Raw genomic sequence first — 23,095 nt, forward strand, 5'->3', positions numbered from 1 at the left:
TGGCCCTTGCGATGACGACGGAAACCGATGCTGTGAACCCCAGCGAAGACGCTTTGGACCCACGGCGCTGGTGGGCGCTGACGGTGCTCTCGGTGGCGACGCTGATGGTGGTGCTGGACGCCTCCATCGTCAACATCGCCCTCCCGCATGCCCAGGCCGACCTGGACATCAGTGACGCGAACCGGCAGTGGGCGGTGACCGCCTACGCCCTCGCCTTCGGCGGTCTGCTGCTGCTCGGCGGGCGCGTGGTCGACTTCGTCGGCCGCAAGCGCGTCTTCCTGATCGGCCTGGTCGGCTTTGCCGCCGCCTCCATGATCGCGGGCATCGCCCCGAACGGGGCGGCGCTGTTCGCCGGACGCGCCCTGCAAGGGGTGTTCGCCGCCCTGCTGGCCCCGGCCGCCCTGTCCCTGATCGCGGTCACCTTCACCGACGCACGCGAGCGGGCCAAGGCGTTCGGCGTCTACGGCGCCCTGCAGGGCGCGGGCGGCACGGTCGGACTGATCGCCGGCGGCCTACTGACCGAATACACCAGCTGGCGCTGGTGCCTGTTCGTCAACACCCCCATCGCCCTCGCCGTCGCCCTGGCCGCCCTGCCGATTCTCAAGGAGAGCCGAGCCGAGGGGACCCGCCGCTACGACGTCCCCGGCGCACTGCTGGTCACCACCGGCCTGGTCACCGTCGTTTGGGGCTTCACCCACGCCGCGGAATCGGGCTGGAACACCGCGGCAACCTGGCTCCTGCTCGCCGCCGGAGTCGTTCTGCTGGCCTCGTTCGTCCTGGTCGAGCAGCGCACCGCCCACCCGCTGCTGCCCCTGCGCGTCATCTGGGACCGGGACCGCGGCGGCGCGTTCCTCGCCTCCCTGCTGATCGGGGCGGGCATGTTCGGCCTGATGCTGTTCCTGACCTACTACCTCCAGGTCAACCTCGGCTACCAGCCGTTGCGCGCCGGGCTGGCGTTCCTGCCCTTCAGCGCCGGCATCATCGCCGCGGCCACCTTCGGCGCCCCGATGGTCACCCGGCTCGGCCCGAAGACGCTGATGACGGCGGGCACGGCCGTCACCCTGGCCGGCACCTTGGTGCTGACGCTGCTCCAGCCCACCGAGGGTTACCTGACCATCGTGCTGCCCGCCATGATCCTGACCGGTCTCGGTCTGGGCGCGTTCTTCGTCGCCCTGCCCAACACCGCCCTTGCCGGCATTTCCCCGTCCGACACCGGTGTCGCCAGCGCGATGATCAGCACCACCCAGCAGGTCGGCGGCGCAGTCGGCCCCGCCCTCCTCAACACCCTGTACGTCTCCGCCCTCACCGCCTTCCTCGACGACCGCACCGGCGCCGTGTCGCAGGCCGTCCGGCTGGACGGATACATGCACGGTTACCGGGTCGCCTTCCTCGCCAGCGCCGCCCTGTTCGCCCTCGCCCTCGCGGCCACCGGCCTCCTCATCACCAGCCGCCGCACCCGCACCGCCACCTCCTGACCACCCGCACCGAAAGGCCCCGCACATGAACAGCGCCAACGAGTCCGCCGCGTTCTGGGAGAAGCACTATGCGGGCATGGACGCACAGTGGGGCACCAAGCCCAACGCCGCCCTCACCGCCCTGCTCGCCGACCTGACCCCCACCCCGGGCACAGCCCTGGACCTGGGCTGCGGCCACGGCGGCGACGCACTTTGGCTTGCCACCCAAGGCTGGGACGTCACACCCGTCGACGTTTCCCAGACCGCCCTTGACCGCGTCGCGGCGGGCGCCGCGGCCACCGGCCTCACCGACCGAATCCACCCCCAGCAGCACGACCTCTCCCAGACGTTCCCCGACGGCACCTGGGACCTGGTCACCGCCACCTACTTCCACACTCCCGTCACCATTGCCCGCGAGACCGTACTGCGGCGAGCCGCCCAGGCCGTAGCACCCGGCGGTCGACTGATCGTGATCGAACACGCCTCCACCGCCCCTTGGTCCTGGCAGGCCGGCCAGGACATCCACTACCCCACCCCCGACGACGTCATTGCCTCGCTCCAGCTCGACGACACCTGGGCGGTCGAGCGAGGCGATGCACCCCGGCGCACCGCCACTGGACCCGAAGGACAAACCGCGACCGTCACCGACAACGTCATCGCCGTCCGACGCACCGGCTGACACGCACAGAACAGCGCCTCAGCCATCCCCTGGCCCCGCATCACCCCGGCGTCCGCCAGAGCACACCATGAAACCGGCACCGCTTCAGCCCGCTCCGTCGTCGCCCTCGTCCAGCTCGGGGCCGTCCGGGTCCCGTAGCAGGCGCAGGGCGCCGGCGGCCGGGGTGGAGGCGTTGAAGTAAGGGGCGAGCGCGTAGGAAATACGGTGGTGCCGGAGCAGTCCTCCGCCGTGCCGAGGAGAGTCTGACGCTCGGCACGGCGGAGGCCGGCCAGATCCAGCGGGAAGTCGTTGCGACCCACGTCGCGGCCTGGGTGCAGTGGCAGGCCCCGTCCGTGGGGTTGCTCAGTCGGCCGGGCCCCTAGCCGCTCCTGAACCGGTGGAGGCGGCGGAGACCGCGATCAGCGTGTCTCCGGTCCCTGGTCGTTCGCGAACACCCTACGGTGTCGAGATCTTCTACAAGGACTGGGGCCGCGGGCGGCCGGTGGTCTTCATCCACGGCTGGCCGCTCAACGGCGACGCCTGGCAGGACCAGCTCAAGGCCGTGGCGGACGCCGGTTTCCGGGGGATCGCACACGACCGGCGCGGTCACGGGCGCTCCACGCCGGTGTACGACGGGTACGACTTCAACACGGTCGCGGACGATCTGATTACCCACCTCGACCTGCGCGATGTGACCCTGGTCGCCCACTCGACGGGTGGCGGCGAGCTGGCCCGCTACATCGGCCGGCACGGCACCGACCGCGTCGAGTCCGTAGTCCTGCTCTCGGCGGTGCCGCCGCTGATGCTGCAGACCCCGGACAACCCCGAGGGCGTGCCGCAGAGCGTCTGCGGCGACATCAAGAACGGCATCCTGACGGAGCGCTAGCAGTTCTGGAAGAGACACCGCCGTCGGCTTCTTCAGCGCCAACCTGGACGGTAACAAAGTCACCCAGGGCAACGAGGACGCCTTCTGGTACATGGCCATGGCCCAGACCATCGAGGGCGGGGTTGACTGCGTCGACGCCTGCGCGTCCACGGACTCGCGTTAGCGGTGGCCTGAACCTCGTTCGCTTCTGGTGCCAACGAGGTTGTGCAGAAGAGCCCTCGCACGGTCGTGTGCGAGGGCTCCTGCAGGGAGTGTTGCCGTGTCCTCCGCTCAGGCTGTTAGGGCTTCGACCTGGAGCGGAGTGCGCGCAGGGCGGCTCCGCCGATGAGGAGAACGAGGGCTGCGCTGAGGCCGCCGAGGAACTCGGGCACGGCGGCGTACAGGATTTCGCTCACCGGGCCACCGCCGCCGCGCGCTGGGTCTGGCGGGCGCCGAGACGGTGGAGCTTGCGGCGTACCCGCTCGCCGTAGGCTGCAGGCAGGTCGGCGCTGAGGGCGGATTCGACCCAGGTGCCGGCGCCCTGCGCCCACCGGGCCGCCACGGCGGCCTCGTCGGCGGTGAGACCTCGCAGGACAGCACGGAGCCGCTCGTCGTCGAGCTGGTGATGCAGTGCCAGGTCCTCGGTCGTGCGGTGGTCCGGGAGAACGTCATCGAGGGTGATGCCGTCGGCAATGGTGGCGCCGGTCAGCCATACCCGTCCGCCGTTGGCTCTCCGTTCCCAGAGCGGTTGCCATCGTCGGCGTTCGGCCGCGGTGTATTCGTTCAGGATCCGGAGTAGTTCGGGATCGGTCAGGTAGCTGCCTAGGTGGTGCACCCAGTCGCCGAGCAGAGCTGTGATCACTCCGTCGCGGCACAGCTCGGGCCGGGCGATGCCGAGGATGTCGCGGGCGAAGGTGTCGACGGCCAGGTGGTCGCCCTCGATCGCGGCATTACGGGCGCCGAGGACCGCTAGCAGAGCGGCGCGAGCCGGCATGTCCAGCGTCGTCGGGGTGAGGCTGATCTGGAGGGCGGTGCCACCTCCTGAATCCCAGAGTTCCGTCTCGAAGTGTGCAGAGCCCCGGTCCCACCGGACTGTGAGCCCCTCGGCTGACCAGCTCAAGAAGGTCTCGGTGAGGCCGAGCAGGAAGCTCCGGAGCAATGCGTCGAACGAAGCCCAGCCTGCACCATGCACGAACCGGTCAGTTTCTTCGCCGCAGTGCGCGGCGCGGTCAGGCATGGCCCACTCGCCCAGTCGGGAGGAGATGGTCGCCTTGAGGAGGGGAGTGGGGGTGCAGTGCTGGGTTGCGGTGGTCATGATGGCTCCTTGTCGGTTACGGGGAGGTTCCCCTACTTCTGGGCGTGGGCGAGGCCCGTACCGACAAAGAATCTTGGTTCCCTCTCTGTGACCTGAGTCACCTCGGATAAGACGCGAAATCCGATGCGCAGGGAAGTGAATTGCATCAGGTGCGAGAACTCACCTCTCCGCGATAGGCGATCGGGAGAGCGGATCCAAGGGACCGCAGCCTGACGTGGGGTTACGAACCCTCCGAACCCTCCGTGAACGCGGTGGCGTGGTCGGCGGCCCACTGGCGAAACGTTCGCGGCGCCGTCCCGAGGATGTCGGCAACCGCAGTGGTGACGTACGCGGGCTGTCCGACCGCCGCGCTCCACGCGGCGAGCAGCATGTCAACGACCGAACTGGGCGCCGTGCCCTCCGACAGGCTCCGGAACTCGTCCGGCGTCATCTCCTCGAATGCGATGCGGCGCCCCAGGGCGTCACCGATGACGCTCACCTGCGCGGCTTGGGTCAGCGACTCGGGACCGGTAAGGACGTAGTCGCCTCCGACGTATCCGTCCTGATAGAGCGTCCGCGCCGCGACAGCTGCGACGTCGCGGTCGTCGACCGGTGCCGTCCCGGCAGCGCCGTAAGGCCACCGGACGGCTTCGCCGGCCCGGATCGCGGGCGCCCACCAGGCCAGCGAGTTCGACGCGAGCATCCCCGGCCGGATGATCGTCGACTCGAGTCCGGTGGCCGCGACGAGCCGCTCGATGTCGGCGTGCATCGCTGCCATGGGATTGGGCTGCTGGAAGAAGGGGTGCGGTGTCTGGTGCGGGGAGGAGAGGAAGACGACCCGCCGCACGTGGGCTGCCATCCGCTCGACGACAGCCGCGGCGGTCTGAGGCGGGGCGGTCCAGACGAGGAAGACCCCACCGGCGCCACTCAGTGCCGGGTCGAGCGACTCGGGCACGGTGAGGTCGCCTGTGAAGACCTCTACCTTCGCCGGCAGCGTCGCCGCCGCCTCGGAGCGATGCGTGAGGGCGCGGACCGGCACGCCGGCGTCGAGAAGCTGGTCGATGACGACGCCGCCGACTCGGCCCGTCGCCCCGGTGACGAGCACGGGAGGGATGTCTGGCTGATTCATGCCGCCATGAAAACGTTACTCGGTTAAAAAAGCAACTCAGTCACGAATGTTATGGTGGTCAGATGAGCGAGCCGACGGGACTGCGGGCCCGCAAGAAGGCGCGGACGCGCGAGGCCATCGGCGACGCGGCCGTCTCACTGTTCCTGGAGCACGGCTTCGACCGCGTCTCAGTCAACGACATCGCCGCAGCGGCCGACATCTCCAAGCCGACCCTCTTCCGGTACTTCCCCACCAAGGAAGACCTGGTGCTGCACCGGTTCGCGGACCACCTGGGCGAGGCGGCCGGTGTCGTACGTGCCCGCAGGTCCGGCCTCAAGCCGGTGACGGCGCTGCACCGGCACTTCCGGGCCGGCCTCGACCGGTACGACCCCGTCACCGGCCTCAACGATCATCCCGAGGTGGTGGCGTTCCATCAGCTGGTGTTCACCACACCGAGCCTGGCGGGACGGCTCACGCGGTACCAACTCGAGGACGAGGAGGCACTGGCGGACGCCCTCGGCGAAGGCATCCAAGCACGCCTGCGAGCCGCCCAGGTACTCGCAATCCAACGGGTGCTCGCCCGGACCAACTGGCAGAAGATCGCCGACGGTCGAACCGCCCACGACATCCACCCCGAGGCCGTAGCCGACGCCGACCAGGCATTCAACCAACTGCGGTGACAGGCGACGCCCCGGTCAAAGAAGCTCCGCGGCCCGGTACACGCGTTGCCACGGGCCCAGCCAAGCCGCTTCCGCGGATGCTGGCGGTCACCGCCTCGTCGGAGACAGGTCGTCGGCATGGTCGCGATCCAGTAGTCACGGAAGGTGCCGGGGGCACGGCCAGATAGCTCGCCATCAGGTGGACGCCGGTCCGATAGATGAACGCGGGTTGCATGGCCCGCCCGGGCCACCGGGGCCCGACAGGCTCGGAGGCGAGGTGTCCGCAGCCGCTCCAGCTCCGAGTCCCGCTTCCCCTCGGGCACCTTCAGCAGGTCCCGCATCGACTGCCGCAGCCCGTCGGGGACCGCCCCGTCGAGCGTCCGGTAACAGGGTCGCGTTCTCCGCAGCCCGCACCTCCGCCACCAGCCGGCTCGGCGTGGTGATGCCCGGCAGCGGCACCGGGTTGTCGACCAGCCGCACCACCGCCCGGTCGAAGAGCGCCCGCGGCCCCTCCAACGACGCCCACACCCGCGCCGCCAGGAACGCGTGGACCTCCGCCTCGGCAGCCGGGAACTCCCGGTACCCGCAGACGTCCCGGATCTCCCACACGTGCTCGTACCGGCTCTGCCGCCGGGCCCGTAGACGGCGAACTCGCCCGCATCGACATCCACCTGCCGGCAGTGAAGCGGACCACCGCGTCCGGGACGACGGACAGATCCTCCGTGGTGAACACACCCAGCATCCGTAGGCAGCCCCACTGCACCGCCCATCCCAGCCGGTTCGCCGGCGCCCGCTTCGACCGCGCGGCCGTCAGGGCTGTCGCGTTCAGACGAAAGAACTGTTCCAGCTCCCCGGGCGTCGGAGCGGCAGCGAACCGGCCGTAACGGGAAACCTGATCATCAAAGAGGAATTCAACTGGCATGAACCGGAAGTAGGGCCGCTGAACAGCGAAAACAGCGAGTCACCGAACCGGAACCAAGATCGGCCAGTTGTCGCTACTGGCCGTTCCGATCCTCCCCGAGGGCCCACCGCGCGGGCCGAGGCCGGCGCGGTCCGGGTACCTGATTGCACCGACTTGGTAGGTGTTAAAGCCAAATTTGGATCATAAGGTCTGTTTTGAGCTATTGGATCATTGTGTGGAGTATGGGGTGGTGTGGGGGTGCGTAGGTTGGGGGTGTCGGCCGTGGAGCATCTGCGGCCGCGCACTTCGAGAGGCTTCCTCATGCGCTTCATGCGCACGAATGCTCTTCCCCGGACCCTTCTGGTCGCCGCGATCGCCGTGGCCGGTCTCAGCGCCACCCCCGCCCTCGCCTCCGCGGCGGTTCTCACCGGGGCGAACGGCGCCTCCTCCCTCGGCAACGTCCAACTTCTCGGCCTGCCCGGAGCTAACGGCACCAACGGGACGGGAACCAGCGGCGGGATCGGTGGGCTGGGCGGGACCGGTGGCGCTGCCGGTGCGAACGGCAACGGAGGGACCGGCGGCGCGGGTGGTCACGCGAGCGGCAGCGCCAGTGTCGGCGGCGCGGGCGGCGCCGGAGGGGCCGGGGGCGCGAACGGTAACGGCGGCAACGGTGGCTCCGGCGGTGGTGCGACCCTCGGTGGCACCGGCGGCAAGGGCGGTGTGGGAGGCGTGGGCAACGCGGGCGCCGGTATCGCCGGCGGCAAGGGCGGCAACGGCGGAGCCTCCACCGTCGGAGGCGGCCACAAGGGCGGAATGGGCGGTGCGGGCGGCGCCGCGAGCCCGGTGTGTCCGGGCAAACCCGGCGGCAACGGCACCGCCGCCACGCTCAACGCCGACGGCACCACCGGCGCCACTGGCGCCGCCGGAAACTCCACCCTTCCCTGCTGAACCGACTCTCACGGGGATCGCCGAGCCGGCTCCCGTAGGACGACACGCATACCTCTGTGCCGTTCCGCCCCCACAGACGCTGTAGGGGCGGGGCGGGGCGGTTCCCGGCTGACGGCTTGGAGGCTTGCCGCCCCACGGTGTGCCTGACGACGAGACGCCTGGGTGCCGCGAAGTTTCGTCTCCCAAGGTCGGACAGCGGCAATCTCAGCAAGAACCGACGCCCTGCACGTCCACCGCCGAGCCGAGCACCTCGTAGGCGGACCGTCCGATTCAGGTTCCCCCGGTTCGAAAACGACCGGGAGGGAGCCGCCTCCACCGTTCGGAGAAGGCTGCCACGCTCGCAGACCTGCTGAATGCCGTGGTCTGGCCGCCCAGAGCAAGCAGCAGATGCCTGCCCCGCTGGGAACAGTTCAGGATTTCGCCGACCGCCTGCCGACATGTTGCACGGAAATCCGTTCCGGGAACGGATATTCCCCGCTTGGTTTTGCATCGGCCTGGTGTGGTTACCCGCACGAACCCGCGCTTCACCTGAGTCTTGAGGAAACCCCGTCATGAACAGGAACCAGACCACAGCTCTCCTCGCTCTGCCCACACTCTTTGCCGGCGCAGCACTCCTGCTCGGCTCTCCCGCCGCGGCCTCCGCTCTGGCCTGCACCGCCGGCACCGCAGGTGTCGCAGGCGCCAACGGCAACTCCGCCCATCCCAACGGCTTTCCCGGCACCGCGGGCGGCCCCGCGACCGGAACCGGGGACTGTGCCGGCGGTGCGGGGGGTCCCGGCGGCAACGGTGTCCTGGGCGGTGCCGGCGGTGCGGGCGGAAACGGCGGTGCTGGCCTCGGCAGCGGTTCCGGCGGGGCGGGTGCTCTCGGCGGCAACGCCGGCCCCAACGGCGCTGCGGGCGGCAACGGCGGAACCGGCGCCGTCGGCGGCCTGACCGGTGCCGGCGGAGCAGGCGGTGCAGGAGGAGCGGGCACCCACGCGGGTGCGGGCGGCATCGGCGGCGCCGGCGGAAACTCCGGCGCCAACGCTGGCGCGGGTGGCCGCGGCGGCATCGGCGGCGCCGGAGGATCAGACGGGGGCGCGGGCGGCAACGCGGGCAACGGAGGCATCGGCCACGGCGGCGGCGCGGGAGGTAACGGTGGCCGCGGCGGCGTCAACAGTTCCGGCAACGGCGGCAAGGGCGGTAAGGCCGGCAACGGCGGCAACGGCAGCCCCGGCGGCGCCCACCCGGGTGGTGCCGCAGGCATCGGCGGGGCGGGAGGCTTGAGCTCGGGAGGCATCCTGAACTTCGGCGGCAACGGCGGCAACGGGGGCAACGGCGGCGCCAAGTCGGGTGCCGGCGCCGATGGTTCCTGCGGCAACGGCGGCGCCGGCGGCAACGCCACCGGGGGCATCCTCTTCCACGGCGGTGCCGGCGGAACCGGCGGAACCTTCGGCCTGGGCAGCCCTTGCGCGAACGGGGCCAACGGAACACCGTGACCTGCCACGACCAGTGCCCCACGCTGTCGCCTGGGCAAAGGCAGCTCGTGCGGGTCACAGGCAAGACGGTACCCGCGCCGCCCCGCCACGCCGTGGTAGAGGAGCTCCAGCAGCAGTCGCCCGAATGCCGCTGCCAGGAAGGAGTGCGCGCACAGCTCCCCGTCGCAGTCGTCCGCGGCGGTGACCGGGTTGAAGACGCGCGCGGCGACGTCCAGGAGCAGCCGGTGCAGCTCCGGGCCCGTGTCGTTGGCGACCGCGCCGGCACACGGGAGGCGCGCCGTCCCCGGTCCCGCGGTGAGGGCCTGGCGGTGCTCCTAGTGGCCGGGGAATGGGGAGCGGAGAGGTCAAGCGGGCAGGCGCGCGTTGCTTGCGGGGGTGTGCACTGTGGGTGGTGTCAACACGGTGCGGGGCTGTGACCGGTGTGGGTGGTGTGGTGACTGCCTTGGGGCGGGGCGGCGCCGGTTCGTTTGTCCTTGATCGTGGTGACGGCAGTCGGCCTGTGCGGTTGGGCGGGGTGGCTGCAACGGCGTGTCAGCACTGTGCTGTCCGAAGATCAAAAATGGGGAGTGGCCGCGATGGCGAACGAGCTGAAGTAAGGCGACAGGATCCACCTGCAGAACGGCTACAACGACTCCAAGGGCGGATACCCCGTCCCCTCAGCGACGCGCAGCCGCCCGCGATCGCGCAACCCTCCTTGGCGTCCAGCCCGGCTCCGACGGATTCTTCGAACTGCACGGGCATCGCCCCACCCGCTCTCTTCGACCGGCCGTCGTTGCCGCCCCCCATTCCCTGCTCCGGACTGGGACTTCCCGCGTTCGGCTCGTTGGTGGTCCAAACAGGCAGGGGGTGGATAACGCCTGATGGGGTGAACCCTGAGGGGTTCCGCCGGTGTCTCTGGGCGGTGTTCGGCGATCGTGTGCAGGTCCGCCACCGGTAAGCGGTGGCCTCATTCCAAGGATGTGCGCATGGCTGGCTGGGACTAAGAGGACCGAGGGACACCGGACGATGTTTTCCGTATCGACAGCGTCGAGGTGGTTCCGGACCCGCCGGGACTCGAGAAGGACCTGCTGATCAAGGTCACCGGGCAGCTCAGTGTGGTTCCCGATGCCGGAACCTATGTCGACGTCACGGTGAAGCTCGGACTGATCAAGGTCCTTCACAGGCAGCAGCTACTGTCGGAACTCCTCGCGGAGTGGGGCGACACGGTGCCCACGCAGACCGGCCCGTTCACCCTTGAGCTCTCCCGGAAGCTGGCGAACTGGCCGTGCGAGATGCTGAGGGCGAGGGGAAGGTCTCGCGCGAGATCCTCGAACAGGGCCGCGGCATGCAGTTCGGTGCGGCTGCAGCACTGGAGGTCCTGGAGCACGCGGGCCTGTGGCGGGGGCCGGTGCAGCTCACAGACCAGATGCGTCCGCACCGGATCGGAGTACCCGGCGGCACCGTGACGGGCTGCGCGGACTGCGGCAGCTGGGGCATCACCACCCGTCTGTGCACCGGGTGCCTGAACTGGCACTACCGTGAGAATCTTCGATTGGGCCGCTGTACCCGCTGCGTACGCGACGGTTTTCCTCCGCACGCGAGGACGGGCCTGTGCCGGGGTTGTCTGACGTTCGTGCGGAACGTGGGCCAGCCATTAGCTGAGTTCACTCAGCTCACTTTTGCCGGGGTGCTGGCCCACCGGGTGGTGGGCGAAGGGAAACAGCCGTGCGCAGTGCCTTCCCAGGAGCACGACACCGCCGTTCCACTGGCTGCCTGTGATCCGGCTGTCCCGGGGCAGACCGCTCTGCTTTCAGTTTCGCGTGACTGGCTGGCCGTTCACTCTGTGCCAGACCACCTGCTGCCCCGCTCAGCACCGAAGCAAGGGCACTGCTGGAACAGTTCGCCCTCTGCCTTCCCGCAACAGCTGGCGGGCAGGCGAACCACGCCCACTCCATCCGGTTGCTCGCGCAGCCTCCTGGCCTACACCGGCGTGGAGGAGCCCGTCTCCGAGCGGGACGTGCGCGCGCTCGCGGTGCTGGAGCCGAACGTTTCCCTGCACCGGATCGTGTTCTTCCTCCATGAGCGCCGCCTGCTCGCCCCCGACCGCATCACGCCCACCAGCCCGTCACTGGCCCGCCTGGACACTGCCCACACAGACGCCTGGCACCGTCAGGCCGTCGAGGCCAAGCTCCGACAGCTTTCCGACTCCATGGCTGTTCAGGTGCGGACCTGGGTCGCTGTCCGCCGCGGAGAGGGCCGCCGCCACCCGCCCGCCGACTACACGCATCAGGCGACCTGCACGTCGTTCTCCCCGTCCTGACTCTCTGGAGCAAGGAGGGACTGGACCTGCGGCAGGTCACCACCGCGCACGTGACCTCCGCCCTCGGTGACCGTCAGGGACCCCAGGCCCGCGGCGTCCACCACGTTCTGCTCCGCGTATTCCGCGCCCTCAAGCAGGAACGCACCGCCTTCACCAACCCGCTCGCAGGGCTCTCCCTCACCACCCCCGTACGACTTCCCGAACCACTGCCCAGCGACCGGCTGCGCGGCCTGCTGGACCTGGTCGACAGTGCGATGGGGTGTCTGGCCGTGGGCCTGGTCGCCGTCCACGCCATCAAGGTCACCGACGTCGCTCAACTGCCTCTGACAGCCCTCGACCTTGCCCGCGGAACCCTCAAAATCCACCTGCGCGGCCAGCCGCACACGGTCTACCTCGACTCGCTGACCCACCGCCTCCTGGACAACCGGCTCCTGCGACGGCACGACCAGTGGCCCGCATCCCCCAACCCGTACCTGCTGGTGACCAGGCACTCTGCACACCACCCCGCCCTTCCGCCCGTCAGCTACTGCGCACTGCGCCGCGCGTTCGACCGCACCGGAATCACCCCGCGCCAGATGCGGAGCGACCGCGTACTGGACGAGGCTCGGCAGACCGCAGACCCAGTACATCTGGTGCACCTGTTCGGCATCCATCCCGGAACCGCTGTCCGCTACGTCCACACCGCCCACCCCGATAAGGCACTGCCCCTGATCCGCTGACGAAGCATCACGCGGCGCCACCCAGCTTCATGAATACCAGCCACCAGCAGAGGAACCGCCTCGAGTGGTGCCGGCCGGGCCGAGGACGCGGGCGCAGGCGCGGGGCGCGGGCGAAGCACCGAATGAACAGCTGACCGAAGCTGGGGTCGCTGTTCATGGTGGCAATGTGGGAGGACGGGTCTTCTGGTGCCGGTCTCGCTGGGTGCGAGGTAGGGGCCTTGGGCCCTGTCTGACTGCTGGCTACGGTTCCAGGAATGCGAGCGCCCGCGGGACGAATTTGTCGTGGTGCTGGAAGATCCCGCCGTGTCCGGCGTCGGGGTAGAGAGGGACGAGTTCGCCTCGGGGCAGTCGGGCCGCCAGGTCGATGGTGTTGACGCTCGGGACCATCCGGTCGCTCTCGCCGTTGGCCACCAGGACCGGCTGCTGGATGCGAGACAGGTCCTGCGGTGCCGTGCGGCCCCAGCGTTTGATGGCCTTCAGCTGGGCGCGGAACGACGGCACCGAGATCACCTTGTCGCGGTCGTCCGTGCGCTCCTTCAGCCGCGCCAGGAATTCGCGCGCCGCCCGTTGTCCGCCCTCGGTCTGGGTGAAGAAGAGGTAGCGCTTCGGGTCCTTGCGCCGCAGCGTCGCCTTCAGCATGTCCTGGACGGTGACGGACGTGACCCTGTCGATGCCGGGTCCGCCTGCGGGGCCGGTGCCCGCGAGGATGACTTTGCGCACGAGGTCGGGTTCCTCTGCCGCGATGACCTGGGCGATGAAGCCGCCCATCGACAGGCCGAGCAGGTCGACATGGTCCAACCCGAGTGCCCGGATGAACAGCACGGTGTCACGGGCCATCGCCTCGATGGTGTCGGGTGTGGAGCCACCGGACGCGCCGACGCCGCGGTTGTCGTAGGTGATCACGCGGCGTCGGGCCGCCAGTCCGTCGACGACCCGTGGATCCCAGTTGTCCAGGACCGCGGACAGGTGGTTGAGCAGGATCAGCGGTACGCCGTCGTCCGGGCCGAGCTGCCGGTAGGCGAAGTTGACGCCCTGCACGGACACGGAGCGGGTCGGCGCGTTTTTGTACGACGACGGGGTGGGTGTGGGAGAGCTGGACGATGCGCTCATAGCTGGGTCCTGGTGTGCGGTGAGGGACGGGGGTGTGGGGTTGGGCTTCGTTGTGACGGGCTGCCTCGGCGTCCGGCTGGGCTCGTTTCCGCGCTCACGTCATGGTGACGACGACTTTTCCGGCCTTTGCCCGGCCCTTTTCGACGTACTCCATGGCTTGGAGGGTTTCGTCGAACGGGAAGACGCGGTCGACGACGGGGCGGATCTTCCCGGTGTCGATGAGAGGGCTGAGTTCGCGCAGTTGGTCGCCACTGGCCTTCATGAACAGGAACGAGTACGTCACACCGTGGCGCTTCGCGCTGCGCCGGGTCTTGAAGCTGAGGGCGGTCATGGCCAGGCGGAGGACCGGGTTCAGGCCGAGTTCACGGGCGAAGGCCGGGTCGGGCGGGCCCGCGACGCTGATGGCCGTGCCGCCGGGCCTGAGCACGCGCAGGGATTTGGCGAGGTTCTCGCCGCCGAGGCTGTCGAGGACGACGTCGTAGCCGTCGAGGACCTCTTCGAAGTCCTGCGTGCGGTAGTCGACGACGACGTCCGCGCCGAGGTCCTTGGCCAGGTCGGCCTTGGTGGTGCTCACGGTGGTGGCCACGTGCGCGCCCAGCGCCTTGGCCAGTTGGACGGCGACGGAGCCGAGGCCGCCGGTGCCCGCGTGGATGAGGACCTTCTGGCCCGGCCGCACACGTGCCCGCTCGACCAGTGCCTGCCATGCGGTCAGAGCGACCAGAGGAAGGGAGGCGGCCTCGGTCATGGTGAGCGTGGCGGGTTTCGGTGCCAGGTCGTCCTGGTGAACGGCGATGAGTTCGGCGAAGGTGCCGATACGATCCTTGTCGGGCCGGGCGTAGACCTCGTCGCCCACCGCGAAGCGGGTGACGGACGGGCCGACCCGGAGGACCGTTCCGGCGAGGTCGTTGCCCAGGACGAGCGGGAGACGGTAGGGCAGGAACGTCTTGAAGTCGCCGTTGCGGATCCTGATGTCCAGTGGGTTGACACCCGCCGCGTGGATCTTGACCAGGACGTCGTCGGCACCTACTTGCGGGTCGGGTACCTCGGCGGCGCGCATCCCGGCCTGGTCACCGTACTTCTCGACCATGAAAGCCCTCATCGTCGTCTCCGTTCCGTGTCCCGTCCCTGAGGACGAGGGTCCTCGTTCGGTTCGGGATTCCCCCAGTACGAACTAGTTTGTGTTGTCTCTATGGGTGTGGCGCGGGCGCACTGTCTCCTCGGCCGCGTCCGGCGATCAGGCCACCGGGACGACCGGGGCGATGATCCGGTCGGCGGCGCCTCCCTGGAGGCGGTCCAGGGAAGCGGCGATCCCGTCGTGGGGTGCGCCGAGCGGCACCGCGCTGACATCGGTGAGGCGGGTGTACTGCTCGTCGGTCAGCTGGACATCGAGGGCGCCGAGGTAGCTGTCGAGCTGGGAGAGGTTGCGCGGGCCGATGATCGGGACGAGCGTGGCCGCCGAGCGGGTGGCGCGCTCGCGCACCCAGGCCACCGCCACCTGGGCGGGCGCCACGCCGGTCTCCTCGGCGATGGCCAGGACGGTGTCGACGGCGGCGGTCTTCTGGCCGGTGCTCTCGGTGTGGATGACCATGCCCAGGTCGCTCAGGCGCCCCTCGGCGGAGCCGCGATACTTGCCGGTGAGCAGCCCACCACCGAGCGGGGACCACAGGGCGGCACCAAGGCCCAGGCTCTCGGCCATGGGCAGCAGCTCACGGTCGGCGGTGCGCTCGACGAGGCTGTACTCGTGCTGAATGCCCACGATCGGCGCCTGGTTCCTCAGATCGGCGAGGGTTACCGCGCGCGAGACGCGCCAGGCGGGGAAGTTCGACAGCGCGGCGTGGTGGATCTTGCCGGCGCTCACCAGGTCGTCGAGCCCGCGCAGGAGCTCCTCCATCGGAGTGAGCTCGTCGGGGAAGTGCACCCACAGCAGGTCGATGTAGTCGGTGCCCAGGCGCTTCAAGCTGGCCTCGACCGAGGCGACCATGTTCTTGCGGCTGTTGCCGGTCCTGGAGATGTCCGGCTGCGGGGCGGCTCCGAGGGCGAACTTCGTGGCCAGTACGAAGTGGTCACGGTCGGCCGAGATCAGCTTTCCGGTCAGCTCCTCCGACTCACCGAACTGGTAGCCGTCCGCGCTGTCGAGGAAGGTGCCGCCGGCCTCGGCGAACCGGTCGAAGATCCGGCGTACCTCTTCCGGCTCGGCGCCGGCGCCCCAGCCGGTGCCGAAGTTCGCGGTGCCGAGCGCGTACTCGGAGACGCGCAGTCCGGTCCGGTGGCCGAAGGTCGTGTAACGCATGAGACGTCCCTGTCTGAGGTGTGGAGGTGGTCGCGCCCGGGGTGAGCGTCAGCCTGCGTTCAACTGGGGTGCCCCGGACAGGCTCTGCTTGACGCTCCGGCTGGTCTCGTCGGCGAGGATCTCGGGCAGGCCGGTCTCGATGCCGCCCAGGGCCTGGGTCGCGACGTCGGCGGCGTCGACCTTCTGATCGGCGGGCACGCCGGCGGCCATGTCGGTGTCCATGTAGCCGACGTGCAGCGCCGAGACGGTGATCCCGCGCGGTGCCAGCTCCTCACGGGTCGCGTCGCTCAGCGCCCAGGCGGCGGCCTTGGAGGCCGCGTAGGAGCCGAGGCCGGCCGGGTGGAACCAGGACAGGGCGGACAGGACGTTGAGTACGGCGCCGCCGCCGTTGCCCTCGATGACGGGGGCGAAGGCCCGGGTCGCGGCGAGCGGGCCGAAGAAGTTGGTCTCCATCTCCCGGCGCACCTCAGCCACCTCGCCTCCTATCAGTGTCGCGCCGGTGGAGATGCCCGCGTTGTTGATGAGCAGTGTCGCGTCGGACGCCACGCGGGCGGCCTCCCGTATCGACGCCTCGTCCGTGACGTCCAGCCGCAGCGGGATGACGCCCGGCACGTCAACCGTCCCGGGGCGTCGGGCCGCGCCGTACACCTTCGCGCCGCGCTCGACGAGCTGGGTGGCCAGGTGCCGCCCGAGCCCCCGGTTCGCACCGGTGACGACTGCGACCGCGTTCTTGAGTTCCATGCCTGCTCCTGGTCCTGGCGGGTGCCGTCGGCCGCCCGCGACTAATTAGATTATGTATCCAATCTAAACACGGGTCTATGATAGATGCCAGTCGACATCCAAACGGGAGGTGGTCATGGGCCGCGTATCGCGGGCACAGGCGGAGGAGAATCGCAGGCGGGTGGTGGACACCGCGTCCCGCCTGTTCCGGGAGCAGGGCACGCAGGTCAGCGTCGCCGACCTGATGAAGGCGGCCGGCCTGACCCACGGTGCCTTCTACAAGCAGTTCGACTCCAAGGAGGCGCTCGTCGACGAGGCCACCGCCCACGCCTTCGCCGAGCTCGCCCGGCGCTACAGCGCCGGGCTGGAGCGGCACGATGGGCGGCGCGAGGCCGCCCAGCAGGCGCTGGTCGACACCTACCTCTCCGTCGAGCACCGTGACGGCCCGGCGGACGGCTGCCCGGTCGCAGCACTCGCCACCGACATCGCGCGCGAGGGCGGGGGGCAGGAGGCGCGTCGCGTCTACACCGAGGGGGTGGCGGACTTCGCCGACTTCCTCGCCACCGACGACCAGGACGGCATCGTCCGCCTCTGCACCCTGTTCGGCGCGCTGGTCCTGTCCCGGGCCACCAACGGCTCCCCGCTCTCCGAGGAGATCCTCGCCGCCGCGCACGCGGAATTGACGGAAGCAGGCTGATCAAGGGCGCGGTGCGGGCGCGGCGCACATCGACCTCGCTCATGGGCGGCGAGGCGTCCGCGGCCGGGCGGAGGTGTCGGGGGAAGGCCGCCGGCGCCCGGCGCGCCGGTCCCGCCGTGCGCGAGTCGGTTCCGGGCCGCATGCCCGTGAAGCGTGGGCTGCTCAGTCGACGTCAACGTGTCAGCAGGACTGCGATCTGCTCACGGATGTCGCGCAGGATCTCGTCGACGCTCGCGGCGACGTTCACGCTGGCTGCCATCGCGAGGAACATCACGGCGGACACGACGCGCGCCGTTGTCGCCGCGTCCGCCTCGCCGACCTGTGCGTCCCGGCACAGCACGGCGGCCACGGCCTGCTCGGTCTGCCCGGTGATGGTGAGGGCCTCGTGGTGGTGGGGCTCGGTGGGGTCGCCGAAGACCATCTCGCGCAGGTAGACGCGCCCGTTGTCGACCTGGGTCCGGTTGCATTCGACGACCGGCCGGACGATCGCCATCACGGCGTCCAGTGTGTCCGGGGTGTTCTCGGCGTCGGCCCTGCCTCGTTCGAGGGCTTCGGCGTAGAGGGAGTTCTGGACGAGCAGGAGGAGCTCGCCCTTGGTCTTGGCGTAGAGGAAGAGCGTGCCGGTGCCGATGTCGGCCTTGTCGGCGATCTGCTGGGTGGTGACCTCGTCGATGCCGTGTTCGGCGAACAGCTCGTGGGCCGCGGCGGTGATGCGGTCGAGCTTGAGCTGCTTGTTCCGCTCGCGCCGACCTGCCGGCTGGGAAGCGCGTGGCATGAGGGGCACCTTTCAGGAATTTATTCTGACTGAACTCAGTTATGAGTATAGTCGTTACTGATGGGAATCAGATGCGGCTTTCCGCCATCGTCCCACGACGACGCCTGGTCCCCCTTGATCCACAGCGACACCGGCGACCGGCGCCCGATCCAACGCTCGACCTTAAGGACCACGCACCCCATGAAGACCTCTTCCTCCCTTTGGCAGCCCTTCAAGCTCGGCCGTGTCGAGCTCCCGCACCGCCTCGCCATGGCGCCGCTGACCCGCAGCCGGGCGAACGCCGACGGCACGCCCGGCCCGCTTGCAGCCACCTACTACGGTCAGCGCGCCTCCCTCGGGCTGGTCATCACCGAGGGCACGCAGCCCTCGGCCGACGGACAGGGCTACCCGAACACGCCAGGCATCCACACCCCCGAGCAGATCGCAGGCTGGCGCGAGGTCGCCGACGCCGTGCACGCGGGCGGCGGGGCACTGTTCATCCAGTTGATGCACGTCGGGCGCATGTCCCACCCGGACAACACCCCGCACCACCGGCAGCCGGTCGCCCCCTCCGCGATCTCCGCAGACCAGGACATGTTCACCGCGACCGGCCCGAAGAAGACCCCGGTGCCGCGTGAGCTGAGCGGTCAGGACATCCAGACCACGATCGCGGACTTCCGGCATGCCGCCGCCTCCGCGATAGCCGCCGGCGCGGACGGGGTGGAGATCCACGGAGCGAACGGCTACCTGCTGCACCAGTTCCTCTCCCCGAACGCCAACCATCGCACCGACACCTACGGCGGCTCGGTCGAGAACCGCTCCCGCCTCGTCGTCGAGGTCGCCCGGGCGGTGGCCGAGGAGATCGGCGCGGACCGGGTCGGTATCCGTCTGTCCCCCTCCATGCCGCTGGGCGGGATCGACGAGGGCGACACCGAGGCCGTCCGCGCCCAGTACCGCCACCTGGTCGGCGAGCTGGCCCCGCTGAACCTCGCCTACCTGCACGTCCACCACGTCGGCGACGACGAACTGCTGCGCTCCTTGCGCGAGGTGTGGCCGACCGCCCTGCTCGTGGTCCGCTACGGCCGCACCCGCGAGCAGATCGCCGACGACATCGACGCGGGCCTGGCCGACATCGCCCCGCTGGGCCGCTTCGCGCTCGCCAACCCCGACATCGTCGAGCGCCTGCGCACCGACGCCCCGCTCAACGAGATCGACCCGGCCACCCTGTACGGCGGCGGCGAGGCCGGATACACCGACTACCCGACCCTCGCCGGGACGCATGCCTGACCTCTACCCGTGAACCGTCCTGCCGGGCGCCCCGGCGCGCCCGGCAGGACGATGGACAAGTCGGACAGCGAGAGCAGGAAGGATTCTCCGTGAGCAGCACGCACTTCGACGTCGTCGTCCTCGGTGCGGGACCCGGCGGGTACGTCGCCGCGATCCGCGCGGCCCAGCTGGGCAAGAGTGTCGCCGTCATCGAGAAGCAGTACTGGGGAGGCGTCTGCCTGAACGTCGGCTGCATCCCCTCCAAGGCGCTGTTGCGCAACGCCGAACTCGCCCACATCTTCCACCACCAGGCCAAGCAGTTCGGCATCTCGGGCGACGTGAGCTTCGACTACGGCGCCGCCTACGACCGCAGCCGCCAGGTCGCCGACGGCCGGGTCAAAGGCGTGCACTTCCTCATGAAGAAGAACGCCATCACCGAGATCGACGGCCACGGCACCTTCACCGACGCCCGCACCCTCGACGTCGCCCTCACCGCCGGCGGCACGCAGAAGGTCACCTTCGACGACGCCATCATCGCCACCGGCTCCACCGTCAAGCTGCTGCCCGGCGTCGAACTCAGCGAGAACGTCGTCACCTACGAAACGCAGATTTTCTCGCGCGAGCTGCCCGCCTCCATTGTCATCGTCGGCGCCGGAGCGATCGGCATGGAGTTCGCCTACATACTGCGCAACTACGGCGTCGAGGTCACGATCCTCGAATTCCTCGACCGCGCCCTGCCCAACGAGGACGCCGAGGTGTCCAGCGAGATCACCCGCCAGTACAAGAAGCTCGGCGTCACCCTCCTGACCTCCACCAAGGTCGAGACCGTCAAGGACGAGGGAACCTCCGTCACCGTCACCTACACCACGGCCGACGGCAAACAGACGGAGATCCGTACCGACAAGGTCCTCATGTCCGTCGGCTTCGCACCGCGCACCACCGGATACGGCCTGGAGAACACCGGCGTCACCCTCACCGAACGCGGCGCCATCGCCATCGACGAACACATGCGGACCTCGGTTCCGCACCTGTACGCGATCGGCGACGTCACCGCCAAGCTCCAGCTCGCCCACGTCGCCGAGGCCCAGGGCGTCGTCGCCGCCGAGATCCTCGCCGGGGCCGAGACCATGCCGCTCGGCGACTACCGGATGATGCCCCGCGCGACCTTCAGCCAGCCCCAGGTCGCCTCGTTCGGGCTCACCGAGCAACAGGCCAGCGACGAAGGCCACGACGTACTCGTCGCCAAGTTCCCCTTCACCGCCAACGGCAAAGCCCACGGCCTCGGCGAACCGCTCGGCTTCGTCAAGCTCGTAGCCGACGCCACGCACGGCGAACTCCTCGGCGGACACATGATCGGCGCCGACGTCGCCGAACTCCTCCCCGAGCTCACCCTCGCGCAGAAGTGGGACCTGACCGCCACCGAACTCGCCCGCAACGTCCACACCCACCCCACCCTCGGCGAAGCACTCCAGGAAGCGTTCCACGGCCTCACCGGCCACATGATCAACCTCTGACCCCCCCGGCCGGCCGGCCGAACAGCCAGCCTCCACCCGATCAAAGCAAGGAAAACCACCATGGCAATCAGCCAACAGCAGCACGAGTTCGCGGAGTTCCAGGCCCGCACGAGCGCGAAGTCGGGCGTACCCGGCCTCGACCTCGCCGTGGTCCGCGACATCATCGACTCCTACCAGCGCGCCTCGACCGAACCCGAAGGCGTCAGCTACGCCGAGGTCGACGCGGGCGGCGTCCCCGCCCTGTGGGCCATCCCCGAGGGCGCCGACCCCGACAAGGCGCTGCTCCACTTCCACTTCGGCGGATCCGTCACCGCCTCCATGTACTCCGACCGCAAGGCCGCCGGCCACATCGCCAAGGCCGCCGGCGTGCGCTCACTGGTCGTGGACTTCCGCCTGGCCCCCGAGCACCCGTACCCTGCCCAGCTCGACGACGCCGAGACCGCCTACCGCTGGCTGCTCTCCCAGGGCTACGAGCCGAAGAACATCGGCAGCACCGGCCACTCCATCGGCGGCACCCTCGCCGTGCTGCTCCCGCTGCGCCTGCTCGCGAAGGGTGAGGCGACCCCGGGCGCGATCGTCAGCGTCTCACCGTGGACCGACCTCACCATGCAGTTCCCGGCGGTGGACGCGAACGAGAGCAACGACCGGATGCTCAGCAGGGCCACGCTCGAACTCTTCCGGTCAGCCTGGCTCCAGAACCCCGCCGTGGACTTCGCCGACCCGCAGATCAGCCTCGTGAACGCCGACCTGACCGGCCTGCCGCCCACCACCGTCCACTACGGCGAGTACGAGACCCTCGCCGACGACGGCGCCGCGCTCGGCCGCCGCCTCGCCGAATTCAAGATCCCCTCCGAGGTCCACCCGCTGCCCGAAGGCCAGCACTCCTTCATCCTCAGCGCCGGACGCGTACCCGAGACCGACCAGGCCATCCAGCAGATGGGCCAGTGGCTGCGCCAGCACCTCGGCGCCTGAACCCAGCCCCAGAGCGGCGCTCGAAAGACCGCCCTGGCACCGCGGTGTCTCAGAACGTCATACGGGCACGGGGAAGAGCAGGCAGCTACTGGTGGCGTGCGCGAGCAGGCGGTCCGCCGCGTCGACCAACTGGGCCTGGGCGAGCGCGGTTCGGCGACCAGCATTGAGCACCGTGCCGACGGCGCGCACCCGGCCGGTGTCCACGGTGACAGGCCGCAGGAACTTCACCGTCAGATCGAGCGACGTGTAGGCCATCCCCTGCGGAAGCGTGGACTGGACGGCGCAGCCCGCCGCTGAGTCGAGCAGCGTGGCGAAGACGCCACCGTGCATGCTCCCGATCGGGTTGTAGTGCTCCTCGCCCGGCACCAGGGAGAACACCGCCCTGCCGTGCTCCACCTCGTCCAAGGCGAAGTCGAGGGTCCGGCCGACCGGCGCCCCGGCAAGCCGCCCCGCCTGCACCTCGCGCAGAAAATCAAGACCGGCCATGCCCGCAGCGGCCTGCGCCGGGACCGCCGGATCGTCCCAGCGGTACGTACGTGTTCGCCCCACAGCCCAGCGCCTTCCTTCTGATCATCTGACTTTCACAAGTGAAGCTAGCTGCGCCCTCGTCTGACTGTCAATGACGAAGCCAGGGGCTCTACGATGACCGGATGGAGTGGCTTGAGGTGAGCACCGAGAACTGCCCGGTCCAGCGCGCGCTGGAGGTGGTCGGGGAGAAATGGACGCTGCTGATCCTGCGCGACGCCGTCAACGGGGTGCGCCGCTTCGACAGCTTCCACCGTCACATCGGCCTCTCGGAGGCCGTCCTCAGCGACCGCCTGCGGAAGCTGACCTCAGCCGGCGTGTTGAAGGCTGTCGCCTACCGGGAGCCAGGCCGCCGCTCCCGTAACGAGTACCACCTGACTCGCAAAGGATGGGACCTGTGGCCAGTCCTGGTGGCGCTCAGCCAGTGGGGCGAGACCCACGCCGTCGGCCCCGAGAGCCCCGGCCCCGTCCTGGACGTGACCCACACCGACTGCGGAGCCCCGGTCCGTGTCACCGTCCAGTGCTCCGCGGAGCACGCCCCCCTGACTTCCAAGGATGTCACCGTCCGACTGGGGTCAGGCGTGCGACGTCTCTCGTGAGCTGTTAGCCCGGGCGGGGCGGGCAGCCGGGTGATGGCGCAATGCACTGGCACTGGAGACGCCGGCCGCTTTCAAGCGGGTGATTGCGACGGAAAGTTCGTTGAACGGGCGAGCGTACTTCCAAACACGCCTGCGAAATCTGCCGCATCTCCTGACACCAGACAACGCAGCAGCGGGCAGCTCCGAAACCTACACCCGGGCGCCTCTTCGCCAGGGGTCTCGCGCTGTCAGCACCGTGTCCTGCCCCGGCAACCGCGCCTCCGTA

Annotated in this window: 21 protein-coding genes and 3 pseudogenes; 14 read left to right on the forward strand and 10 right to left on the reverse strand. The window is 69.6% G+C overall.

Going from position 1 to position 23,095, the window contains the following annotated elements:
- The first annotated feature begins 32 nt into the window (after positions 1–32).
- The 3 genes and pseudogenes from ACFWVP_RS19685 to ACFWVP_RS19695 form a co-directional block, all read left to right on the forward strand.
- Positions 33–1,475 (forward strand): MFS transporter, encoded by a 1,443-nt coding sequence (locus ACFWVP_RS19685; RefSeq protein ID WP_384498225.1) that lies wholly within the window; start codon positions 33–35, stop codon positions 1,473–1,475.
- A gap of 25 nt (positions 1,476–1,500) precedes the next feature.
- Positions 1,501–2,133 carry a class I SAM-dependent methyltransferase gene (locus tag ACFWVP_RS19690; RefSeq protein ID WP_384498227.1) on the forward strand — a complete coding sequence of 211 codons (633 nt, stop codon included), beginning with the start codon at positions 1,501–1,503 and terminating at the stop codon, positions 2,131–2,133.
- A 403-nt stretch (positions 2,134–2,536) separates the two neighbouring features.
- A pseudogene (locus ACFWVP_RS19695) lies at positions 2,537–3,152 on the forward strand (alpha/beta fold hydrolase); the annotation flags it as partial.
- A gap of 237 nt (positions 3,153–3,389) precedes the next feature.
- Here ACFWVP_RS19695 and ACFWVP_RS19700 read toward each other — a convergent pair.
- The gene (locus ACFWVP_RS19700; protein ID WP_384498229.1) at positions 3,390–4,292 is read right to left on the reverse strand and encodes a hypothetical protein; all 903 of its coding nucleotides are present in this window, start codon (positions 4,290–4,292) and stop codon (positions 3,390–3,392) included.
- 220 nt (positions 4,293–4,512) lie between these two features.
- Complete coding sequence (locus ACFWVP_RS19705) at positions 4,513–5,400, reverse strand: NAD(P)H-binding protein (protein ID WP_384498231.1); 888 nt, start codon at positions 5,398–5,400, stop codon at positions 4,513–4,515.
- A 62-nt stretch (positions 5,401–5,462) separates the two neighbouring features.
- Here ACFWVP_RS19705 and ACFWVP_RS19710 point away from each other — a divergent pair, with 62 nt between their 5' ends.
- Complete coding sequence (locus ACFWVP_RS19710) at positions 5,463–6,059, forward strand: TetR/AcrR family transcriptional regulator (RefSeq protein ID WP_384498233.1); 597 nt, start codon at positions 5,463–5,465, stop codon at positions 6,057–6,059.
- 174 nt (positions 6,060–6,233) lie between these two features.
- On the opposite strand, the gene ACFWVP_RS19715 is transcribed toward ACFWVP_RS19710, so the two are convergent.
- Together ACFWVP_RS19715 and ACFWVP_RS19720 are read right to left on the reverse strand one after the other, a co-directional pair.
- Positions 6,234–6,773, reverse strand: coding sequence for a DUF4158 domain-containing protein (locus ACFWVP_RS19715; RefSeq protein WP_384498235.1), 540 nt, complete (start codon positions 6,771–6,773; stop codon positions 6,234–6,236).
- A pseudogene (locus ACFWVP_RS19720) lies at positions 6,727–6,960 on the reverse strand (DUF4158 domain-containing protein); the annotation flags it as partial. The gene ACFWVP_RS19715 and the pseudogene ACFWVP_RS19720, both read right to left, overlap by 47 nt.
- A 309-nt stretch (positions 6,961–7,269) precedes the next feature.
- Here ACFWVP_RS19720 and ACFWVP_RS19725 point away from each other — a divergent pair.
- The 5 genes and pseudogenes from ACFWVP_RS19725 (at position 7,270) to ACFWVP_RS19745 (ending at position 12,383) form a co-directional block, all read left to right on the forward strand.
- Complete coding sequence (locus ACFWVP_RS19725; protein WP_384498237.1) at positions 7,270–7,887, forward strand: hypothetical protein; 618 nt, start codon at positions 7,270–7,272, stop codon at positions 7,885–7,887.
- A 551-nt stretch (positions 7,888–8,438) separates the two neighbouring features.
- Positions 8,439–9,365 (forward strand): hypothetical protein, encoded by a 927-nt coding sequence (locus tag ACFWVP_RS19730; RefSeq protein ID WP_384498239.1) that lies wholly within the window; start codon positions 8,439–8,441, stop codon positions 9,363–9,365.
- A gap of 1,010 nt (positions 9,366–10,375) precedes the next feature.
- Positions 10,376–10,591: pseudogene (locus ACFWVP_RS19735) on the forward strand (ML domain-containing protein); the annotation flags it as partial.
- 38 nt (positions 10,592–10,629) lie between these two features.
- The gene (locus tag ACFWVP_RS19740; protein ID WP_384498241.1) at positions 10,630–11,664 is read left to right on the forward strand and encodes a hypothetical protein; all 1,035 of its coding nucleotides are present in this window, start codon (positions 10,630–10,632) and stop codon (positions 11,662–11,664) included.
- A 50-nt stretch (positions 11,665–11,714) separates the two neighbouring features.
- Positions 11,715–12,383, forward strand: a complete 669-nt coding sequence (locus tag ACFWVP_RS19745) for a hypothetical protein (RefSeq protein ID WP_384498243.1) — start codon at positions 11,715–11,717, stop codon at positions 12,381–12,383.
- Between the two features lie 240 nt (positions 12,384–12,623).
- Here ACFWVP_RS19745 and ACFWVP_RS19750 read toward each other — a convergent pair whose 3' ends face one another.
- The 4 genes from ACFWVP_RS19750 to ACFWVP_RS19765 form a co-directional block, all read right to left on the reverse strand.
- Entirely contained in the window at positions 12,624–13,493 is an 870-nt protein-coding gene (locus ACFWVP_RS19750; protein ID WP_384498245.1) for an alpha/beta fold hydrolase, read from the reverse strand.
- A gap of 94 nt (positions 13,494–13,587) precedes the next feature.
- The gene (locus ACFWVP_RS19755) at positions 13,588–14,592 is read right to left on the reverse strand and encodes an NADP-dependent oxidoreductase (RefSeq protein ID WP_384498247.1); all 1,005 of its coding nucleotides are present in this window, start codon (positions 14,590–14,592) and stop codon (positions 13,588–13,590) included.
- A gap of 135 nt (positions 14,593–14,727) precedes the next feature.
- Positions 14,728–15,783 (reverse strand): aldo/keto reductase, encoded by a 1,056-nt coding sequence (locus ACFWVP_RS19760; protein WP_384498249.1) that lies wholly within the window; start codon positions 15,781–15,783, stop codon positions 14,728–14,730.
- A gap of 48 nt (positions 15,784–15,831) precedes the next feature.
- Positions 15,832–16,524, reverse strand: a complete 693-nt coding sequence (locus tag ACFWVP_RS19765; protein ID WP_384498251.1) for an SDR family oxidoreductase — start codon at positions 16,522–16,524, stop codon at positions 15,832–15,834.
- A 115-nt stretch (positions 16,525–16,639) separates the two neighbouring features.
- Here ACFWVP_RS19765 and ACFWVP_RS19770 point away from each other — a divergent pair, with 115 nt between their 5' ends.
- Positions 16,640–17,200, forward strand: coding sequence for a TetR/AcrR family transcriptional regulator (locus ACFWVP_RS19770; RefSeq protein WP_384498253.1), 561 nt, complete (start codon positions 16,640–16,642; stop codon positions 17,198–17,200).
- Between the two features lie 172 nt (positions 17,201–17,372).
- Here ACFWVP_RS19770 and ACFWVP_RS19775 read toward each other — a convergent pair whose 3' ends face one another.
- Positions 17,373–17,975, reverse strand: a complete 603-nt coding sequence (locus ACFWVP_RS19775; protein WP_384498255.1) for a TetR/AcrR family transcriptional regulator — start codon at positions 17,973–17,975, stop codon at positions 17,373–17,375.
- Between the two features lie 180 nt (positions 17,976–18,155).
- On the opposite strand from ACFWVP_RS19775, the gene ACFWVP_RS19780 reads away from it, so the two are divergent.
- The 3 genes from ACFWVP_RS19780 (at position 18,156) to ACFWVP_RS19790 (ending at position 21,706) form a co-directional block, all read left to right on the forward strand.
- Positions 18,156–19,241: an alkene reductase gene (locus ACFWVP_RS19780; protein WP_384498257.1), complete on the forward strand. Its 1,086-nt coding sequence runs from the start codon at positions 18,156–18,158 to the stop codon at positions 19,239–19,241.
- A gap of 89 nt (positions 19,242–19,330) precedes the next feature.
- Entirely contained in the window at positions 19,331–20,734 is a 1,404-nt protein-coding gene (gene lpdA, locus ACFWVP_RS19785; protein ID WP_384498259.1) for a dihydrolipoyl dehydrogenase, read from the forward strand.
- Between the two features lie 60 nt (positions 20,735–20,794).
- Positions 20,795–21,706, forward strand: coding sequence for an alpha/beta hydrolase fold domain-containing protein (locus ACFWVP_RS19790; RefSeq protein WP_384498260.1), 912 nt, complete (start codon positions 20,795–20,797; stop codon positions 21,704–21,706).
- A gap of 57 nt (positions 21,707–21,763) precedes the next feature.
- Here the strand turns inward: ACFWVP_RS19790 and ACFWVP_RS19795 are convergent, their stop codons facing one another.
- Positions 21,764–22,255 (reverse strand): PaaI family thioesterase, encoded by a 492-nt coding sequence (locus tag ACFWVP_RS19795; protein WP_384498262.1) that lies wholly within the window; start codon positions 22,253–22,255, stop codon positions 21,764–21,766.
- 101 nt (positions 22,256–22,356) lie between these two features.
- Between ACFWVP_RS19795 and ACFWVP_RS19800 the strand changes: the two genes are divergently transcribed.
- Positions 22,357–22,830 (forward strand): winged helix-turn-helix transcriptional regulator, encoded by a 474-nt coding sequence (locus ACFWVP_RS19800; protein ID WP_384498264.1) that lies wholly within the window; start codon positions 22,357–22,359, stop codon positions 22,828–22,830.
- Positions 22,831–23,095: the final 265 nt, after the last annotated feature.

Source organism: Streptomyces sp. NPDC058637 (assembly GCF_042717325.1).
Taxonomy (GTDB): Bacteria; Actinomycetota; Actinomycetes; order Streptomycetales; family Streptomycetaceae; genus Streptomyces.

What these genes read in the sequence shown, in the direction of transcription:
- ACFWVP_RS19755 (WP_384498247.1), bottom strand. Translation starts at nt 14,592, where the DNA reads ATGAGGGCTTTCATGGTCGAGAAGTACGGTGACCAGGCCGGGATGCGC.
- ACFWVP_RS19725 (WP_384498237.1), top strand. Translation starts at nt 7,270, where the DNA reads ATGCGCACGAATGCTCTTCCCCGGACCCTTCTGGTCGCCGCGATCGCC.
- ACFWVP_RS19730 (WP_384498239.1), top strand. Translation starts at nt 8,439, where the DNA reads ATGAACAGGAACCAGACCACAGCTCTCCTCGCTCTGCCCACACTCTTT.
- ACFWVP_RS19760 (WP_384498249.1), bottom strand. Translation starts at nt 15,783, where the DNA reads ATGCGTTACACGACCTTCGGCCACCGGACCGGACTGCGCGTCTCCGAG.
- ACFWVP_RS19780 (WP_384498257.1), top strand. Translation starts at nt 18,156, where the DNA reads ATGAAGACCTCTTCCTCCCTTTGGCAGCCCTTCAAGCTCGGCCGTGTC.
- ACFWVP_RS19710 (WP_384498233.1), top strand. Translation starts at nt 5,463, where the DNA reads ATGAGCGAGCCGACGGGACTGCGGGCCCGCAAGAAGGCGCGGACGCGC.
- ACFWVP_RS19690 (WP_384498227.1), top strand. Translation starts at nt 1,501, where the DNA reads ATGAACAGCGCCAACGAGTCCGCCGCGTTCTGGGAGAAGCACTATGCG.
- ACFWVP_RS19770 (WP_384498253.1), top strand. Translation starts at nt 16,640, where the DNA reads ATGGGCCGCGTATCGCGGGCACAGGCGGAGGAGAATCGCAGGCGGGTG.
- ACFWVP_RS19775 (WP_384498255.1), bottom strand. Translation starts at nt 17,975, where the DNA reads ATGCCACGCGCTTCCCAGCCGGCAGGTCGGCGCGAGCGGAACAAGCAG.
- ACFWVP_RS19800 (WP_384498264.1), top strand. Translation starts at nt 22,357, where the DNA reads ATGGAGTGGCTTGAGGTGAGCACCGAGAACTGCCCGGTCCAGCGCGCG.
- ACFWVP_RS19705 (WP_384498231.1), bottom strand. Translation starts at nt 5,400, where the DNA reads ATGAATCAGCCAGACATCCCTCCCGTGCTCGTCACCGGGGCGACGGGC.
- ACFWVP_RS19750 (WP_384498245.1), bottom strand. Translation starts at nt 13,493, where the DNA reads ATGAGCGCATCGTCCAGCTCTCCCACACCCACCCCGTCGTCGTACAAA.
- ACFWVP_RS19700 (WP_384498229.1), bottom strand. Translation starts at nt 4,292, where the DNA reads ATGACCACCGCAACCCAGCACTGCACCCCCACTCCCCTCCTCAAGGCG.
- ACFWVP_RS19790 (WP_384498260.1), top strand. Translation starts at nt 20,795, where the DNA reads ATGGCAATCAGCCAACAGCAGCACGAGTTCGCGGAGTTCCAGGCCCGC.
- ACFWVP_RS19765 (WP_384498251.1), bottom strand. Translation starts at nt 16,524, where the DNA reads ATGGAACTCAAGAACGCGGTCGCAGTCGTCACCGGTGCGAACCGGGGG.